Source organism: Paenibacillus sp. Marseille-Q7038 (genome assembly GCF_965111595.1).
On sequence record NZ_CBCOOM010000001.1, the window covers coordinates 3,140,067 to 3,157,911 of the forward strand.

Here is a 17,845-nt window from a genome sequence, read left to right on the forward strand (position 1 = left end):
ACAAACCGTGTAGATAAAATTACATGACTTGATTTTGAGAGATTAAACTCTCAAAACTGAACAACGAGTGAGTGTGTTTGGAAGCTTAGCTTCCGATTTGAATGTTTCCATCGCAGGAAACGATTCTCCATAGAAAGGAGGTGATCCAGCCGCACCTTCCGATACGGCTACCTTGTTACGACTTCACCCCAATCATCTACCCCACCTTCGACGGCTGGCTCCTTGCGGTTACCCCACCGGCTTCGGGTGTTGTAAACTCTCGTGGTGTGACGGGCGGTGTGTACAAGACCCGGGAACGTATTCACCGCGGCATGCTGATCCGCGATTACTAGCAATTCCGACTTCATGCAGGCGAGTTGCGGCCTGCAATCCGAACTGAGACCGGCTTTTAAGGATTTGCTCCACCTCGCGGCTTTCTTTGCCCGTTGTACCGGCCATTGTAGTACGTGTGTAGCCCAGGTCATAAGGGCATGATGATTTGACGTCATCCCCACCTTCCTCCGGTTTGTCACCGGCAGTCACCTTAGAGTGCCCAGCTTTACCTGCTGGCAACTAAGATCAAGGGTTGCGCTCGTTGCGGGACTTAACCCAACATCTCACGACACGAGCTGACGACAACCATGCACCACCTGTCTCCTCTGTCCCGAAGGAAAGATCTATCTCTAGACCGATCAGAGGGATGTCAAGACCTGGTAAGGTTCTTCGCGTTGCTTCGAATTAAACCACATACTCCACTGCTTGTGCGGGTCCCCGTCAATTCCTTTGAGTTTCAGTCTTGCGACCGTACTCCCCAGGCGGAATGCTTAATGTGTTAACTTCGGCACCAAGGGTATCGAAACCCCTAACACCTAGCATTCATCGTTTACGGCGTGGACTACCAGGGTATCTAATCCTGTTTGCTCCCCACGCTTTCGCGCCTCAGCGTCAGTTACAGCCCAGAAAGTCGCCTTCGCCACTGGTGTTCCTCCACATCTCTACGCATTTCACCGCTACGTGGAATTCCACTTTCCTCTTCTGTACTCAAGTTACCCAGTTTTGGGTGCGACCCGAGGTTGAGCCCCGGGATTAAACACCCAACTTAAATAACCGCCTGCGCGCGCTTTACGCCCAATAATTCCGGACAACGCTTGCCCCCTACGTATTACCGCGGTTTGCTGGCACGTAGTTAGCCGGGGCTTTCTTCTCAGGTACCGTCACTCCTTGAGCAGTTACTCTCAAGGACGTTCTTCCCTGGCAACAGAGCTTTACGATCCGAAAACCTTCATCACTCACGCGGCGTTGCTCCGTCAGACTTTCGTCCATTGCGGAAGATTCCCTACTCTCGCCTCCCGTAGGAGTCTGGGCCGTGTCTCAGTCCCAGTGTGGCCGATCACCCTCTCAGGTCGGCTACGCATCGTCGCCTTGGTAGGCCTTTACCCCACCAACTAGCTAATGCGCCGCAGGCCCATCCATAAGTGACAGATTGCTCCGTCTTTCTTTCTTCTCTCATGCGAGAGAAGAACCTATCCGGTATTAGCTACCGTTTCCGGTAGTTATCCCAGTCTTATGGGCAGGTTGCCTACGTGTTACTCACCCGTCCGCCGCTAAGTCTCAGAGAAGCAAGCTTCTCATTGACTCCGCTCGACTTGCATGTATTAGGCACGCCGCCAGCGTTCGTCCTGAGCCAGGATCAAACTCTCCAATAAAGTTATTGAAAAGAGCGATATGCTCATTTAGAAAATGCTGACGAGAACTAAAAGTTCTCTATTCAATTTGTTATGACCAACAAATTGAATTTGTATTAATTCACTCACGAGTTTTACTTGCGTAAAACTCCTCGTTGTTCAGTTTTCAAAGATCAATCTCGTTAACAACTCTTGTCGTCAACAACTTTTATATCATATCATGTCCGGTTCAGAATTGCAAGCTTTTTTTCGAAGTTTTTTCAACTTCGTTTTACGAAGTAGGTTATTCAGTGTGTTGCTTACTGGCTAACTTCTTGGCCGGAATTAGAATATACCATGCTGATAAATATTATGCAAGTCCTTTTTTCAAAAAAATTAATAACCATTTTTTGGTGTTAGTTTGCAGTACACAAAGCATCAATTACAGTCTATATCTTCTATATATAAGTACAAACCCATTGCCTCTCATCGAGGTGTGCACAACACAGGTAATTATCTTACCGTCTATCGTGTTATCAATGCTCATAAATAAAGGTTAGTCCACTCCGTTGTGATCAGCCTTATTCTTTTTGAATCTATCATTTCCAAAAGATGATCGATCCCATCAACCAATACTTGCTCCTACTACCAACCACTCAACATTTGTTTTGGTGTCAATGTACTGCAAATAGCCTGTCATTGTTTCTTCGGTAATTTCTATCGCTTCTGTTCGGCTATCTTGGACATTATTATTGACTGCATCCTTTTTAACAGTCGCGCAACCTAATAACAAAAAAATCGTCAGTGAGAATGAGCACTCCCTTGTACTTCACTCTATTAAAACAGCTTCTCAAAAACTAGGGATACTGGATACATCAACGCCTGACTATGATTTTGTGTTCCATTTAAAAAATAATGATCTTTTTTCATTTCTATATTGGTTGAAAAACACCGAGGATATAGATGAAAATGATAAGTGTACATGATAATGAGATTATTTCTTACGAAGTGAATATGAAGAATCATACGATTACTATTACTACAATTGAGTATCGAGCTCAAACAACATTATTAGTTAAGATTGAGTTCTCTGAGGTTTTAGCCCATATGTTTCGAACAGAATTAGAAGGCAGTATTATATTTGATAAAATCAGAAATCACTGATTTTGTTAGTGATAATCGCGATATGCTAGATGAATACAAAAACTATTCTTGGCCGATCGTTTATAACACAATTGAAGAATTGTCAGATGAACTGCTCATGGAGAGTTATAATTATTACACTATAATGGCTTCCTTAGGGCTCAATGGTTGGGTAGTAGCTAGAGAATACAAAATAATAGAAGGCTAGTATTCCTCCCCTCTCCTTCTTACTCAATATTCAGCACTACTAGGGAGAATTCTATCAAGAAGAAAAAAATCACGTATATTTGACTCCACAATTGACATTATATTAGAAGAGAAACTTGGTAACCCTGAACATGTCCCTTTCGTAGGCAGACTGACTACATGTGAGGAGAAATTAGTGCAGCATTCTATAAACAATTGGATTCAAGTGAAACAATAAAATGTTTTCCTGATACATGTTAAAAATAAAATTGAGCCTATCTGTAACAGACAGGCTCATTGATTAGATATTCATTCAATCCACTTAGGATAGCGTATTTTCTATTATTTACTCACTAGCTCATCTCTTCTTGTTCCTATGACCTCACATACCTATTCCAAGAGTTGATTCGGAATATCTTCTTTTTTTATTAAAATCCATTCTTTCGTATATGCTCCCTTGGAAAGCACTCTAACATAGGAATTCAGATCCAGTTCTTTACTTGAAGAGAAAGTGACCTTTTCCTTCTCTCCCTGCGCTGTGGTACCTGTCAGATTGTATCTGTAGCGTATACGTTCATCTTTACCTTCGACTTTACCTGGCTTCGTGATTGCAGTATAGACATACTGTTCTTTATACAGTGGATTGAACTGATCAAACTCCCGTTTGTATACTATATATAGACCCGAGCAAATCAGTACAAAGATAAGCATAAAGGTAACTATTTTTTTCATGAATATACCTCCGTTAATCGTTTTTTATGACATAGCGTTTCTAACAATCTTCCGGTAATAACCTAGCGTGAAGAGAGCGAACAGAAAATAAATGGCAGTGTAAGCAACTATGGAAATAACGGCTGGAATGGTAATATCCGAAATAATAATGAATGAAGCAGCTTTAATTGCAAAGACGGAATGCAACACACCGATAAACAGCGGGAGAAGAAACACAACCATCTGCTTTCGCGCAATGCCCTTCATTAACATTTTCTCGTCAAATCCGAGCTGTCGAAGCGTTTTAAAGCTCTGTTTTTCCTGCTCCGCCTCCGTCATTTGTTTGAAGTACAGGATGCTGCCGGTAGAGGCTAGAAATGCAAGGCCCAGAAAAGCAGCTATAAAAATCAACAGTCCAGAAATCTCAAGTGCTTGTTTATATTGTGAATAGAAATCGGACGTAGAATATTCATCAAGATTATATTTCTGATATAGAGAGGAAGCTAAGGCAAGCTCTTCTGTGTCTGGAATACGGTACGTATCTAGCTGCACCCTCTCGTAACCAGCAGTACTAGACATACGTTCCTCAATTTCTCTTAATGTAGTTTCAGATACTAGAAGTTGATTACCAAGTATATTGGAATTCACGAGATTTTCCACGACCACTTCTTTTAACGGATAGCTATCTGTCTGCCCATTTGACTCCAATTCAATTTTTGTTGGGTAACGCTTTGAAAAATCACTATCGTTAAATGCAGTAGCAGCATAAACACTGTATTCTACAGCCTCGCCATATGAAGGAACGGTCAATTTGTTCCCTGCTCTTAAAAGCTGTTCGGCTGGAAGCCACAACAAGTTTCCCTCTAGTCGGCTGGATTCATCAAGTGGATTAAGAATAATCCCTGTAGTTCGAAATGCCTCAATGGGAAAATAGCGGAAGTTAATCCCTTCGCGTTCAAGCTCCTTTGAGAACGATTGTGCATCTTGCTGCCTATTCTCAAACGAAAAATCAAAAGGCATCGCCATGCGGGTTTCTTGTTCCGCAGAATAGTAAACAGAATAAGCCATAGTAACGAGTGTGATAGTTAAGGCCGACAATATGGTAATCAAGGTCAGCGAGTTGGCATTCCCTTTCATCCGGTGCATCAGTGGAGCAAGTGACAGGCTATTATACAGACCAAGATTACCGTTTTTCTTTTTGCGTAGCCAAGTAAAGCACCATCTGATCGTCACCCGAAACAATATATAGGTCCCTGTTATCGTAGATATAAGTACCAAGAGCGCATTTAAAGTTAACTGATCATCTACCATTCGACCCGACAATTCGTAGCCATAACCAATAAGCACAATACCAAGCAAGGCAAAAACTGCCGTAAAAATAGAAGCAAGTTTAGACGGTGACTGGCTGGATAAGTCAGGCTGTTGATCGTCTTGAAATAAGTTTAGCAGTGTACTGCGATATATCCTGATTATCATTTGAATGGAAGTAATAACAACGACAAGGACAAAGACGAGTGCGGTATCAAAGGTCGCGGGTAAGGAAAAGTCAATGGCAGGCAGTCCATTCAGACGAAGCAATTTCATTAAGATCAGGACAAACAAACGAGAAACCAATGCACCGCAGATAATTCCTGCGATTAGTGCACCCAAACCGAGTAGTACATTCTCAATGATTAGATAACGTGCAACCCATCCCTTAGATAAACCGATGAGCTGATACAATCCGAGTTCACGGCTGCGCCGCCGAAGGAAGATTCGGTTAGATGAGATGGTGAAGATGATTATTATTACAATCAGCAGGATTGCTGCAGACTGAAAAGCTACCAGAAATCTATCACTTGATTGCAGCATAGACTGAACCTGCTGATCATGTTGCAGGGAAGAGAAAACAAAGAACAGACTCATACTGAAAATCAAAGCGAAGAAATATAAATAATAATGCTTCACATTTTGCCGCATGCTGCGAAGTGCTAATTTAAATACTGTCAATATGGTCGCCCCCTAAAACAGCCTGGACATCAATGATCTCTTTAAAAAAAGACGGTCTAGATTTCTCTCCCCTATATAGTTCGGAATAGATCTTTCCGTCCTTCAAGAACACGACACGGTTACAGTAACTGGATGCGACTGGATCATGCGTGACCATGATAATTGTGACCTTTCTTTCCCGGTTCACCTCCTCCATCACTGACAATAACGAGGAAGCCGCTTTGGAATCTAAAGCACCTGTAGGCTCGTCTGCAAAGATGATGGAAGGCTGGTGAATTAGGGCTCGGCCAGCTGCAGTGCGCTGTTTTTGTCCACCTGATATTTCGAATGGGTATTTTTTCGAAAGTTCCTCAATTCCTAACACATTTGCTATCGCTGTAAACTCGTTCTCTGCCTGCTGTTTGCTTATTTTGCTAAGTGATAGTGGCAAGAGGATATTCTCCTTTACTGTCAGCGTGTCAAGAAGGTTGTAATCTTGGAAGATGAACCCTAGCTTGTTACGTCGGAATGCCGAAAGAGCAGTATTATTCATGGTAGAGATATCTTCATTCTCTATTAGGATTGTGCCATCTGTTGTCCGGTCTATCGTCGCAAGTACATTAAGTAGTGTTGTCTTTCCAGAACCGGATGGTCCCATAATTCCTACAAATTCTTTGCGAAGTACACGTAAATCGATTCCTCTTAATACTTGTTGGGCACCGCCCTTTGAACCATATGATTTTTGAACATTACGAGCGTGTAAGACGGTTTCTTGTTCATTTATTGCATTCATGTTTTGTTGTACCTCCCAAATTTGATTGTAGCTTAAGTGTAAGCCTAGGCTCCGGACCTGTCGTACGTTCTAGGTGACGAGACCAACAGGTACATGACAAATTTGTCACGTTCATAAAAAAAGCAGTCAAGAAATTTATCTTGGCTGCTTATAACGGAATATTGTTCTCTTGTTCTCTTCTGACCGTTTCGAATGCATTGGGATCTGTAAAAGTGATTCGCATCGTCGTACCTTGCGTCTGACCAGGCAGGACATAAAGTGCAACACCTATTCTCTCTGCTACCATTTGGGCAAGATAGAGTCCAAGTCCGGTTGCAGCATTGTGAATTCTTCCATTCTCGCCTGTAAATCCTTTATCAAAAATACGGGGTAGATCATGCGGTTGTATCCCTGGACCTTCGTCAATTAAGTCTAGGCTCACGCTCTGTTTTTCCGTCACCGTTGTCAGAAATGTAATCGCTTTGTCTTCGGGACTGTATTTAATGGCATTAGTCAATAATTGTCGGATGATGAAGCGGCACCATTTACGGTCTGTAACGACCATGGCATCTTTCCCTTCGATGCTGACCGCCAAATTTTTCTCCATACACCAAGGAGCCAGTTCCCGAATTTCTTCTGCAACAAGGCGGTGTATAGATACTCGTTCAAGCATGTAGTCCGATTCCAAAGCAGGAAGACGTGACATATACAACTGACGGTCTATAAGTAAATGAATTCGCAACCACTCTGATTCCATTCTACGTAGGTCTGGATCACTTTTTCGAGCGTCTAAAATCAGTTTCATCGCAGTAAGAGGGGTTTTCACCTCATGAATCCAAGAGGCAGTAAAATCATTTTCGATCAACTGGGCTTCTTTAGATTGAGAAAGCTTACGCTTAAACTGGTAAAAGGCCGTCCGAAATACATCGTTCGTCATGCGATCCAGTTCATTATCCGGTTCGGGAAGGCTCTCCATCCAGTCCGAGTCCATATTTTCTTGTAGCTTCAATACCACTGCTACATATTTAGTTTCTTTTTTGTAACGCCATAGAAAAAAAACAAGAAATAAAATAATGTAAAGAGCATTTAGATAAAGCAGAGATGTGAATTTTACATTTATCCCTTGCTCAATAAGGATAAGTAAATCGGTCAGACCCAGCAACCCGACAAACAGAAAAACCCAACTTTTTCTTGAATCGATGTAACGGATTAACATTACACTATTCCTCCTATAAAGTGACGGCCATATAACCCATCCCTTTCTTTGTTACAATCGCGTCTGAAAGTCCAAGCGGTTCTAATTTTTGTCGCAAACGGGTGATATTCGCTGTAAGGGTATTATCGTTCACGAACTGCTCGTCTTCCCATAGCTTACGGATCAAGTCATCTCGTGAGATAACGACATTATTTTCCTTCACCAGTGCAATTAATAAAAAAAATTCGTTTTTTGTTAAGTCTGCTTCTGTGTCTGAGTTTCGGATTAGACCTCGTTTTAAATCAATCAAGGCAGCATTCCATTCGAGAATATCTGTCTGGCTATCTCCATAAGCATACGTTCTGCGAAGAATAGCTTGAATTTTGGCATAGAGCACATCAGTATGAAATGGTTTCTGGACGAAATCGTCCGCTCCCATATTAAGGGCCATGACCATATCTAAGGGGTGATCGCGTGAGGATAAGAAAATGATAGGCACCTCGGATACGGAGCGAATTTCTCTGCACCAATGAAAACCATCGAATTTAGGGAGCGTGATGTCCATAATAACAAGATGAGGTTGCTCTTCAAGAAACGAATGCATGACCTCTTCAAAATCACTCGGTCTCGTTACACGAAACGCCCATGATTCCAGCCCTATTTTGAGCGCTTCATATAACGCATGATCATCTTCCACTACGAATATAGTAAACTCCATCAAAGTGAACCCCCTTCTACTTAAAAAATGAAAAAGCAGTCGATGATTGTATCGGCTGCCTCATTGTTTTATTCAACACGTTTAGTGTCATACTAAACCGCCTAGAAAAATTTAGAAAGACCCTGCAGCTTGTTGATTACGTGGAATAACAGGAACGACGGGATCATTTACATCTACTCCTTGAACTTCCCACTGTGTGGATTCATTCAACCCGTAATGAAGTGTAATTGTTTTTTCCATATCTGAAATCCAGAGTTTATCACCTACAATGGCAGTGATCTCCACCTTCAGTTCTTCCTCTCCCTCTGTAAATTTCACTTCCCATTCGTCAAAAATTAGAGGGGTTAAAGCGATTTTTTCATCTTTCTCCTCTGCATCACCTAATAAAATATTAGAAGCCGACATTTCAGCATCTCGTATTACCTGATCGGGTGTAGGTAACTGGGGACTTCGTTCACTCCCACAGCCTACTAATCCAAGCAATAAAATGAGTACTAGGCTAATAGTAGTACAGGCTTTTATTATGATGAACTCCCCCTCTAACTTATCTACTCGTTGAAGAAAGCTCCCGGTTCTCCCTTTCACCTTCGCTGAGCACCAGACTCACGAAAGCCATTTATCCCTATCACCTTCAATGAGCACAGACCTGAGTGACTTTTGGCTTTGGCTAGACCTCCTACTTCGGAGCATTACTCCGTTCAGACAAGACATGTGGAGCACAGGGCTCGTGAATACCATTTCCCTTCTAATTACGCTAATCACAGAGCTCGGAACACCGTGCCCCCTTCCACGCACCAGTAATCATCCTTCATTAGACACGTTGCTTTCCCTCAAGAAGCAACGTTGTCCCTGCCCCTCCCCGTATCAGGGGGAGCTGTTTTTCATCACTCCACTTTGCCGATTCAAAGGGCGTAACTCCAGGGATTTAGGTGTTCTCGAGATCTGAGCGACTTTTGGCTTTGGCTGGACCTCCTACTTCGAAGCAATACTTCGTCCAGACAAAACAAGCGGAGCACAGAGCTCAAGAACACCGTTTTCCCTTCCACTTACGCTAACCTCACAGCTTGTGAACACCGTTTCCCCCTTCCACCTTCGCAGAGCACCAGTAATCCCTATCCTTTACACCACGTTCTTTTTCAGCTGCCCATGATACAACTCACTATAAAATCCATCCGCCTCCAGCAATTCCTCATGCGACCCTTGCTCAATCAGCTTCCCATGCTGCATCACAAGTATCTTGTCTGCTTGGCGAATTGTATTCAGCCGGTGAGCAATAACAAAGCTCGTTCTGCCCTTCATCAGGCGCTGCAATCCTTCTTGAATCTTAATCTCCGTTACCGTATCAATACTGCTGGTCGCTTCATCAAGAACAAGCATAGCAGGATTCGCGAGCATTGCCCGGGCAATAGCGAGCAGCTGCTTCTGCCCCTGACTGATCCCGCTCCCATCTGCATGAAGTACTTGGTCGTAACCATTCTTCAATCTAGTAATAAAAGAATGGGCATTGGCCATCTTCGCCGCTTGCTCTACTTCTTCATCGCTAGCACTCAGACGACCGTAGCGGATATTTTCACGAATTGTCCCCTCAAACAAAAACGAATCTTGCAGTACAAATGCCATATGAGAGCGCAGACTCTTTCGCTGAATGGTAGTTACATCCTGTCCATCTACCGTAATCGTCCCTTGATCTGGACTATAGAATCTTGAAATTAACTGAATCAGTGTAGTTTTACCTGCCCCGGTAGGTCCGACAAGTGCAATCATTTCCCCTGGTTTGGCTTCAAAAGAAATATCTTGAAGGGTGGCTCCCTTCTCTTCATAGCCAAAGGATACATGATCAAACTTTACTGCACCTTCTACATGATCGAGTTTCTTAGCTCCAGCTTCATCTATTACCTCAGGGTCTTCATCCATAATTTCAAAGACTCGCTCCGCCCCTGCAATCGCAGATAAAATGGTATTCCACTGGTTTGCCAGATCATTCAGCGGTCTTGTAAACTGCCGTGCATACTCAGCAAAAATAATAATGACACCGACACTAATCGATCCAGAGATCGCCATGATCCCGCCAATCCCTGCAATAATCGCAAAACTAAGATTGTTCAGTCCATTCATCAGCTTGGGGATGAATCCAGATATGGTCTGTGCCCAAAAACCAGATAGACGAATTCGATCATTTCGCTCTTTAAACGCAGTAAGAACTCGTTGCTCCTGAGAAAAAGCTTTTATAATTCGCTGTCCAGACAAGGTTTCTTCAATATATCCGTTCAGTTCTCCCAAATTACGCTGACGTTCCTTAAACAAAGGACCAGTCCGTTTCGTAATCCAACGCATACCAAGAGCCATCAAAGGAACGACGGTAAAAGTGAGCAGCGTGAGCAGCGGACTCAGTGTCAGCATAACAATGACAACCCCTGCAAGTGTCAATATGCTGGATGTAATCTGAATAATGGAACCATTTAAAGTGGCACTGACATTTTCAATATCGTTCGTGAGCCTGCTCATAATCTCGCCTTGCTGACGCTTACCGAAGAAAGGGATGGGCAATCGATGAAGATGTGCAAATAAATCATGACGCATCCGGTATACCGTTTCCTGAGCAACTTCAATCATCCAAATGTTCTGCAAGAAAGCAAAGAGTGGATGAAGGAGATAGACACTGCCGAGCGCAATTAAAAAATACACCCATGTGTTCTCTCCCTCTCCTGCGAGATACGTATCTACCGCTGTACCAATGAGGTACGGTCCAAGTAGTGCTAAGGCAGAAGTAAGAACGACCATAACCAGGACCAGAATCAGCTTCAGCCTTCTTTTAGCGAGATAATCCCATATTCGGAGGAGTGTCCAAGACCAATTTTTCGCTTTGACTGCTTTTTTACGGGTTCCCTTTTCAAATTGGTTCGTATCTTTAAGTGCCTGGGAACGTTCCTGACGAAACGGTTCGACAAGTTGTTTAAGCATGCTGCGCCTCCTGTCCGTATTGGGATTCATAGATGCGGCGATATAGAGATGATTCTATAAGCAGCTCCTCGTGTGTACCACTCGCAATCAGTCTTCCTTCGTCGAGAAGTAAAATGAGATCTGCGGATAAAGTAGATGATATTTTTTGCGTAATAAGAAACGTCGTAGAAGATAATTCATTAAGTTCATGTAAAAGGGCAGCTTCCGTCTTCACATCAAGCGCACTTGTACTGTCATCGAGAATCAAAATCTGCGGATGACGAACGAGTGCTCTAGCAATAGATAAACGCTGTTTTTGTCCACCTGACAGGTTGACTCCCCGCTGTCCAAGCATGGTATCGTAACCATTTGGCAAGGAGAGGATCGTATCATGGATTTGTGCTTTGCGAGCGGCCTCTTCCATTTCTTCAAGACTTGCATTCTGATTGCCCCAAGCTATATTGTCACGCACTGAACCAGTAAACAGGACCGCTTCCTGCGGTACGTAACCAATCGCGTCTCTCAGTTGTTCTACCGGCATCTCTTGAATATCATGACCTTGAATTGTAATAGTCCCTTGGTTTGGCTCATATAACCGGAGAAGCAGCTGAACCAGCGATGTTTTCCCCGATCCCGTTGCACCCATAATAGCGATCCGTTCACCGGGCTTGGCCTGAAAGGTAATATCACTTAGGACATTCATCTCCCCTTCTGGATAATGAAAATGAACGCCTCTATACTCAATGGTTCCTTGTAATGATACCGGACTGAGAGAACTTGCACTCTTCTTGGTATCGTACACATCCTGATCCGTTTGCAAAACTTCCTGAATTCGGTCTACAGAAGCATTCGCCCGGGAAAAGGTCGCTACGATCCATGACAGCATCGATAATGCTCCCATTGTACGAACAGCGTAGTTGATCACGGCAACGACTTCCCCGAGAGAAGCACTGTCCGTTGCTACAATTTCTTTGCGTCCAAACCATAAGATGAACAGAACACTTGTGTTCATGAGAAGCATAATAAAAGGCATGGTTGTCTCCGCGAGACGCTGGGCTGACATTGTTGAAGTCATTAACTTATGTATCGAACGACCAAATCGTTCTACTTCATGACCCATACGCACAAATACACGAATAAGCCGTATACCAATGAGGTTTTCCTGCGCTACTCCGTTCACTTCATCTAGCCGTTTCTGTACATTCCTAAAGAGAACAGATACCTTTTTCATAATAAAGAAAATAAAAATGAGCAGGATAGGCACCGTGACAGCTAGAAACAACCCCAATCTCACATTGACAATCAGTGCCATAATGACACTGCCGATGACAACTAATGGTAACCTTGTTGCGAAACGCAAGCTCATAAATACCGTGTCCTGAATTTGCGTAATGTCTCCAGTGAGCCGAATAATAAGTGAAGACGTAGCAAAGCGGTTAAAAACTGCGTACGAAAATGCCTGTACTTTTTCATACAAAGCTTCCCTGAGATCTGACCCGAAACCTTGACTGGCATGCGCTGCATAAAATGAACTCGAAATTCCTGCTACAAAGGCGACTACCGCACTACCTAGCAAGAATCCGCCCCATTTCCATACAACCGCCAGGTTCTCCTGCTGAATCCCATCATCAATAATCTTCTGAATGAGGTAAGGTTGAATCAGTTCCACCGTGAGCTCGAGCAGCAGCATAAAGAGTGCAGCGATTGCGGCCACTCGGTATTTCCGTAAATAAGTGAACACTAGGGCCATATTCATTCCTCCGACGTTTGAAACGTATAGTCATAATTGGATTGTCTCTACTCCACTCTTACCCCAAATAATACACTCATATCCATATTATAGCGTATACATCTATCCCATTCTTCACTTCAGAAAAATTCACCCAGAAAAAGTTAGAAAATCAAAATTAAGATACATTCATTTCCTTACTAGTCTTGTCAAAATAAAAAAAGACAGTAGGTAAACTAGTTTAAGCTAGTTTACCTACTGTCTGAACTGCTGAGTTTTCCTAGGCAGCCTTTGAACTATAATAAGGGTTCTGCCGTTCCATTATATGTAGGAATCGAAATCCCCCATTTTATATATCATGCCTGATTTGCTCTTTGTTTCTCCAGATTACGAAGCTCAATCCGGCGAATCTTACCTGAACTTGTTTTTGGTAATTCACTAATAAATTCAATCTTACGCGGATATTTATAAGGTGCTGTTATCTCTTTTACATAATGCTGAATTTCTTTGATGAGAGAATTGGAACCTGTGGTGCCGTCTTGCAGCACAATGAACGCCTTCGCAATATGCCCTCTTGTCTCATCCGGACTTGCTACTACAGCACATTCTTTTACCGCGGGATGCTTCATAAGTGCTTCTTCCACTTCAAACGGTCCAATCGTATACCCCGAACTGATGATAATATCATCCCCGCGGCCTTCAAACCAGAAGTACCCTTCCTCATCAATACTTGCACGGTCTCCCGTAAGGAAGTAATCCCCTTTTATACTTGCCTGTTTCCGGTTCTCATCTAAATAATAGGCACTGAAAAGTGCTGGCATTTCCGTATGAACGGCAATGTTTCCTACTTCTCCAGGAGGAACCAGCTGTCCTTCCTCATCTACGATCTGAACAAGTCCTGGTGATATAGACATCCCCATCGAACCTTTACGGAAAGGCATATCTTTCAGGTTACCGATCAGCAGCGTACTTTCGGTCTGCCCATAACCATCACGAATCGTAATATCAAAATGGCGCTGGAAGCTGCTAATCACCTCCAGGTTCAACGGCTCACCCGCAGATACTGCGCTGCGCAAGCTCGACAAGTCATAATGACCTAATCCATCAAGTTTTGCCATCAACCGATATTCCGTCGGGGTACAGCAAAGCACATTGATTTTGTGATCTTGCATAAACCGTAAATACCGCTTCGGCTCAAACGAACCGCTGTACACAAATCCCGTTGCTCCGTTTCCGAGTACGGAAAGGAAGGGGGTCCAAATCCATTTTTGCCATCCAGGTGCAGCCGTAGCCCACACCATGTCTTGTGACTTTATATCGAGCCATGACGAAGTAATTCGCAGATGAGCGTAACCCCAACCGTGATTATGAACAACCCCCTTGGGATTTCCCGTTGTACCTGATGTATACGTCAGAATAGCTGCATCATCCCGATGTGTTTCCACAGCTTCGCGTACCTCTGGTTGTCCTTCCATCAGTTCATTCAGCATACGGTATCCGGCTTTTTCTTCCCCTGGTTTAGCAGATACCGCAATTCGATAAGCCAAGGAAGGAATCGTTTCTTCCATCTTATCAACTTCGTCCGTCACACTGGACCATACAATGACAGCACGAGCTTTCGAATGTACAAGCCGGTAAGAAAGGTCTTTTGCTCTGAGCATCTCAGAAGAAGGAATAATAACAAGGCCGAGTTTCAAACAAGCAATATAAATGGCGTACGCAATTACGTTTCTTGGGACCATAACAAGTACCTTGTCACCTTTAGTTAGACCAAGATCTGCGAGGCCACCTGCAATTTGGTTTGCCTTTTTTAGCAAATTCCCATAAGTTACTTCCTCTTCATGTTCATGCTCATCCAAGCACTTGAGTGCAACGTTTTCAGCCGGATGATGTTCCATTTCTGATGTCATATTATATTGTTCAGGTGCAATCCAGTGCTCGTAATTCACGCTCATCGTCTCCTTAATGTCATGTAGGTATTAGGACCATTATAACATTAATTAGTACCTGGTGCTAATTTTTTAAGGACCTACTGTTTCCGTCCCCTCTTGATTCTTAAAACGAATCAATAGACTTGGCAACACACTGATGAGAATAATAGCTGCTGAAATCAGGTAAACCGTAAGTAAAGATGTCGCATTCATGAGAAGACCTGTAACCGAAGATCCAATAAGAATGGCTCCCATAAATAAAGGCATAATGGTTCCATTGACTCTACCAATCATCTTCTCTTCCACCTGCGCAACCATAAAGGTCGAGATGACCACATTGATAAACGCTAAACTAATAGCACCAAAAAAGCTGATGGTCAGAGTCAAAGCGAAGGAAGTAGATAAAGCTTCACCTATGGTAGTAAGTGCCATCACACACATCCCTGCAACAAGCAGGAACGTTTGATTTATTTTTTGACCTATAAAAGCAGCAATTCCGCTTCCTATAAGCAGACCGAGACCTGATATTCCCGAAAGATAGGAAACATAAGTTGCTTCCAGTTCTAATCTATCGGTAACGATAAAGATCTGTAAGGGACTAACCAACCCTTCTGCGAGACCTACAATAGCGAAGACTACGGCGAGCCATTTTAGAGAAGGCGTCCTTAGAATGAAGCGCCACCCTTCGAGCAGATCCTCGTATAAAGAGTTCTGTTTTTCCCTTTCCGCAGTAGTTGAAGGCAGAAAAGTAAGCAATACAGCGGACGAGATAAATAAGAAGAGTAAGGTATATAGGGAGGCTTGCAGTCCAAGAGTGGTATAGATGAACGTCCCAAGCAGCGGACCCACAATAATAAACAGTGAATGAAGACTTTGCGTAAGTGCAATTGCGGACTGAACGTGCTCTTCTGGAACATTCCTTTTAAAGATTTTAGCTGAGGAAGGCTGTGAAAACTGGCTCACGATGGCAGATACAAAAGTGGCTGCATACAGCACCTGCCAGTACCCAAACCAGAACAGGGTAATAATCAGAACAATGGAAAGCGTGCTTAAGATATCACCCCATATCATCGTTTTTTTAGGATTCCAGCGATCTGCAAATCCCCCGCCAATAAAGGAAAAAACAAAAATGGGGACATATTCTAAAACCGTAATGAGCGAAACAGCGAAGGGATCTCCCCCTGTCCGTTCAACAATAAAATACAAGATCGCCATATTTCGTATCCAAATCGCTAGATTTTGCAATAAATCAGAACCCGTTACGATTAAAAATGACTTGTTGCGAAGCAGTTGGTTCATTTTATCTCTCCTTTGCCTTCGTTTTTAGACCGACCGTTCGGTTTATTATTATGAAAAAGAAAAACTGATCCTTCCATCAGTCCTCTTCTGTCATTATCTTTTCGGTAGGCATTTCCATTCCGGCTAGCAATATTTCTATTCCTTTTCTGTAAATACGCCGTATCTCTTCTAAATCTTTTTCGTAATAAAGCATACTCATTCCGTTTAATAGTCCATTAAGTATATACATCACATCCTTCGGACTATCTTTCTTCAGCTCCCCGCGCTCCATGCCTCTTATAATCAACTGTTCGTACGTCTTATAAGGAAGCCGTGTCACCTCTAACATATCATTTAGCATATCCTCAGTGACGACTTGGCTGGACATGAACTCATTAACCGCATGAGTGAGTGGATTGTTCATATCATCTACATAGTGATCCGCTAGAGCAAAGAGCTTATCTCGGGTTGTCTCGTGTGCTACTTCCTTAGCCATCCAGGCTTCCATCCACTCCTCGTTGTTCAGCTTGATGAGATACATAAACATTTCCTCTTTGCTCTTAAAATGATAATAGATGCTGCCTTTACTTCGGCCTGTAACTCGGCAAACCTCTTCCATTGACGTGGCATTGTATCCCTTTTGTGAAAACAGATCCTTGATTTGATGAGCGATATCTTTTTTAATCTGAGTTGCATCTTTTCTTCGCTTGATCTCGATGAGAACCGTCTCCTTTCCCTAAACCGACTGTTCGGTATAATAGTAATATATGGGAATGATGGATGTCAATTAAAAACCCCTTAACCTCGCCAAGACCTTGTTATCTCAGCAAATATAAGGGGTTCTCTATTCTTAATCGCACCATAAATGGTCTGATTTTAATTCTCTCTTACGAAAGCATTCCTTTATACATTCCAGGAATCGAACCTTCAATAACGGTAGCACCGGTTGTTTTTGCATAAAATTCGGCCGGCCCTGCTCCTCCGATAATGGCATATCCGTAACCTTCCTGCTTCATATAATCCATTGTATACAGCAGCAGCATTTTCCCGATCCCCCGTCCACGCTCGTTCTGATCTACTCCGGTAGGGCCAAAAAAGCCTTTAACCGTAGCATCATAACAAGCAAAACCAAGCATTTTACCGTTCTCTACCGCGATAAGACAGGTAATAGGCGACCTTGCGAAAGCAACTTCCGCTTCACTTACCCATCCCTTTCCAAAATGCTTTCCCACCCAGTCGGCGACAACGTGCTTTTCTGGTGCAATCGCACGGCGTATCGTAACTCCTGTACGCTGTTCATAACTTCTTATTGGTTCCATTTCAGGCAAGTCATATAGTTTCACGAGCATATCGGGCATAAGGAGTACCTCCGCTGATTTCTGCATCGATGTTGAACAAGAATAATGTAGTGTATCAATGTTCAACATCGATCAGGTCTATTTTGGAATATATCGCTATAAGTATACTCGGATGATGGTCTTATTGGCTTGTTCTAATGCGCTGTCTATTTGCAAAAACTTGCGATTATGAGTTAAACCCGATAAGTATTTATATTGATTGGATAAAAATTAAAGAATCTTTAGCGAGATAAAAAATCCCCCTGATCATCTGACAAGGTGAAAAACCTTGAT

13 protein-coding genes and 1 rRNA gene are annotated in these 17,845 nt (G+C 43.0%); 1 reads left to right on the forward strand and 13 read right to left on the reverse strand.

The window, feature by feature from the left end:
- Positions 1–133: 133 nt before the first annotated feature.
- Positions 134–1,685, reverse strand: a 16S ribosomal RNA gene (locus tag ACWPWY_RS14965).
- Between the two features lie 1,099 nt (positions 1,686–2,784).
- On the opposite strand from ACWPWY_RS14965, the gene ACWPWY_RS14970 reads away from it, so the two are divergent.
- Positions 2,785–2,994, forward strand: coding sequence for a hypothetical protein (locus ACWPWY_RS14970; protein WP_454192376.1), 210 nt, complete (start codon positions 2,785–2,787; stop codon positions 2,992–2,994).
- A gap of 368 nt (positions 2,995–3,362) precedes the next feature.
- On the opposite strand, the gene ACWPWY_RS14975 is transcribed toward ACWPWY_RS14970, so the two are convergent.
- From ACWPWY_RS14975 to ACWPWY_RS15030, 12 genes are all read right to left on the reverse strand, one after another.
- Positions 3,363–3,704, reverse strand: coding sequence for a YxeA family protein (locus ACWPWY_RS14975; protein ID WP_454192377.1), 342 nt, complete (start codon positions 3,702–3,704; stop codon positions 3,363–3,365).
- Positions 3,705–3,728: 24 nt separating this feature from the next.
- Positions 3,729–5,672, reverse strand: a complete 1,944-nt coding sequence (locus ACWPWY_RS14980) for an FtsX-like permease family protein (RefSeq protein WP_454192378.1) — start codon at positions 5,670–5,672, stop codon at positions 3,729–3,731.
- Positions 5,659–6,444 (reverse strand): ABC transporter ATP-binding protein, encoded by a 786-nt coding sequence (locus ACWPWY_RS14985; RefSeq protein WP_454192379.1) that lies wholly within the window; start codon positions 6,442–6,444, stop codon positions 5,659–5,661. Before ACWPWY_RS14985 ends, ACWPWY_RS14980 begins: the two co-directional genes overlap by 14 nt.
- Positions 6,445–6,592: 148 nt before the next feature.
- The gene (locus tag ACWPWY_RS14990; protein WP_454192380.1) at positions 6,593–7,639 is read right to left on the reverse strand and encodes a sensor histidine kinase; all 1,047 of its coding nucleotides are present in this window, start codon (positions 7,637–7,639) and stop codon (positions 6,593–6,595) included.
- Positions 7,640–7,652: 13 nt separating this feature from the next.
- Positions 7,653–8,336 (reverse strand): response regulator transcription factor, encoded by a 684-nt coding sequence (locus ACWPWY_RS14995; protein ID WP_454192381.1) that lies wholly within the window; start codon positions 8,334–8,336, stop codon positions 7,653–7,655.
- A 111-nt stretch (positions 8,337–8,447) separates the two neighbouring features.
- A complete protein-coding gene (locus tag ACWPWY_RS15000) occupies positions 8,448–8,921 on the reverse strand; it encodes a hypothetical protein (RefSeq protein ID WP_454192382.1) in 474 nt (157 codons plus the stop codon).
- 534 nt (positions 8,922–9,455) lie between these two features.
- Entirely contained in the window at positions 9,456–11,297 is a 1,842-nt protein-coding gene (locus ACWPWY_RS15005; RefSeq protein WP_454192383.1) for an ABC transporter ATP-binding protein, read from the reverse strand.
- Positions 11,290–13,026: an ABC transporter ATP-binding protein gene (locus tag ACWPWY_RS15010; RefSeq protein ID WP_454192384.1), complete on the reverse strand. Its 1,737-nt coding sequence runs from the start codon at positions 13,024–13,026 to the stop codon at positions 11,290–11,292. Before ACWPWY_RS15010 ends, ACWPWY_RS15005 begins: the two co-directional genes overlap by 8 nt.
- Before the next feature lie 335 nt (positions 13,027–13,361).
- The gene (locus ACWPWY_RS15015; RefSeq protein ID WP_454192894.1) at positions 13,362–14,915 is read right to left on the reverse strand and encodes an acyl--CoA ligase; all 1,554 of its coding nucleotides are present in this window, start codon (positions 14,913–14,915) and stop codon (positions 13,362–13,364) included.
- 111 nt (positions 14,916–15,026) lie between these two features.
- Positions 15,027–16,235, reverse strand: a complete 1,209-nt coding sequence (locus tag ACWPWY_RS15020) for an MFS transporter (RefSeq protein ID WP_454192385.1) — start codon at positions 16,233–16,235, stop codon at positions 15,027–15,029.
- Between the two features lie 76 nt (positions 16,236–16,311).
- Positions 16,312–16,926, reverse strand: a complete 615-nt coding sequence (locus tag ACWPWY_RS15025) for a TetR family transcriptional regulator C-terminal domain-containing protein (protein WP_454192895.1) — start codon at positions 16,924–16,926, stop codon at positions 16,312–16,314.
- Positions 16,927–17,101: 175 nt separating this feature from the next.
- Positions 17,102–17,572 carry a GNAT family N-acetyltransferase gene (locus ACWPWY_RS15030; RefSeq protein WP_454192386.1) on the reverse strand — a complete coding sequence of 157 codons (471 nt, stop codon included), beginning with the start codon at positions 17,570–17,572 and terminating at the stop codon, positions 17,102–17,104.
- Between the last annotated feature and the right edge of the window lie 273 nt (positions 17,573–17,845).

Coding starts and splice junctions, on each gene's coding strand:
- ACWPWY_RS15010 (WP_454192384.1), bottom strand. CDS start 13,026: ATGGCCCTAGTGTTCACTTATTTACGGAAATACCGAGTGGCCGCAATC.
- ACWPWY_RS15030 (WP_454192386.1), bottom strand. CDS start 17,572: ATGCCCGATATGCTCGTGAAACTATATGACTTGCCTGAAATGGAACCA.
- ACWPWY_RS14975 (WP_454192377.1), bottom strand. CDS start 3,704: ATGAAAAAAATAGTTACCTTTATGCTTATCTTTGTACTGATTTGCTCG.
- ACWPWY_RS14985 (WP_454192379.1), bottom strand. CDS start 6,444: ATGAATGCAATAAATGAACAAGAAACCGTCTTACACGCTCGTAATGTT.
- ACWPWY_RS14995 (WP_454192381.1), bottom strand. CDS start 8,336: ATGGAGTTTACTATATTCGTAGTGGAAGATGATCATGCGTTATATGAA.
- ACWPWY_RS15015 (WP_454192894.1), bottom strand. CDS start 14,915: ATGACATCAGAAATGGAACATCATCCGGCTGAAAACGTTGCACTCAAG.
- ACWPWY_RS15005 (WP_454192383.1), bottom strand. CDS start 11,297: ATGCTTAAACAACTTGTCGAACCGTTTCGTCAGGAACGTTCCCAGGCA.
- ACWPWY_RS14990 (WP_454192380.1), bottom strand. CDS start 7,639: ATGTTAATCCGTTACATCGATTCAAGAAAAAGTTGGGTTTTTCTGTTT.
- ACWPWY_RS15020 (WP_454192385.1), bottom strand. CDS start 16,235: ATGAACCAACTGCTTCGCAACAAGTCATTTTTAATCGTAACGGGTTCT.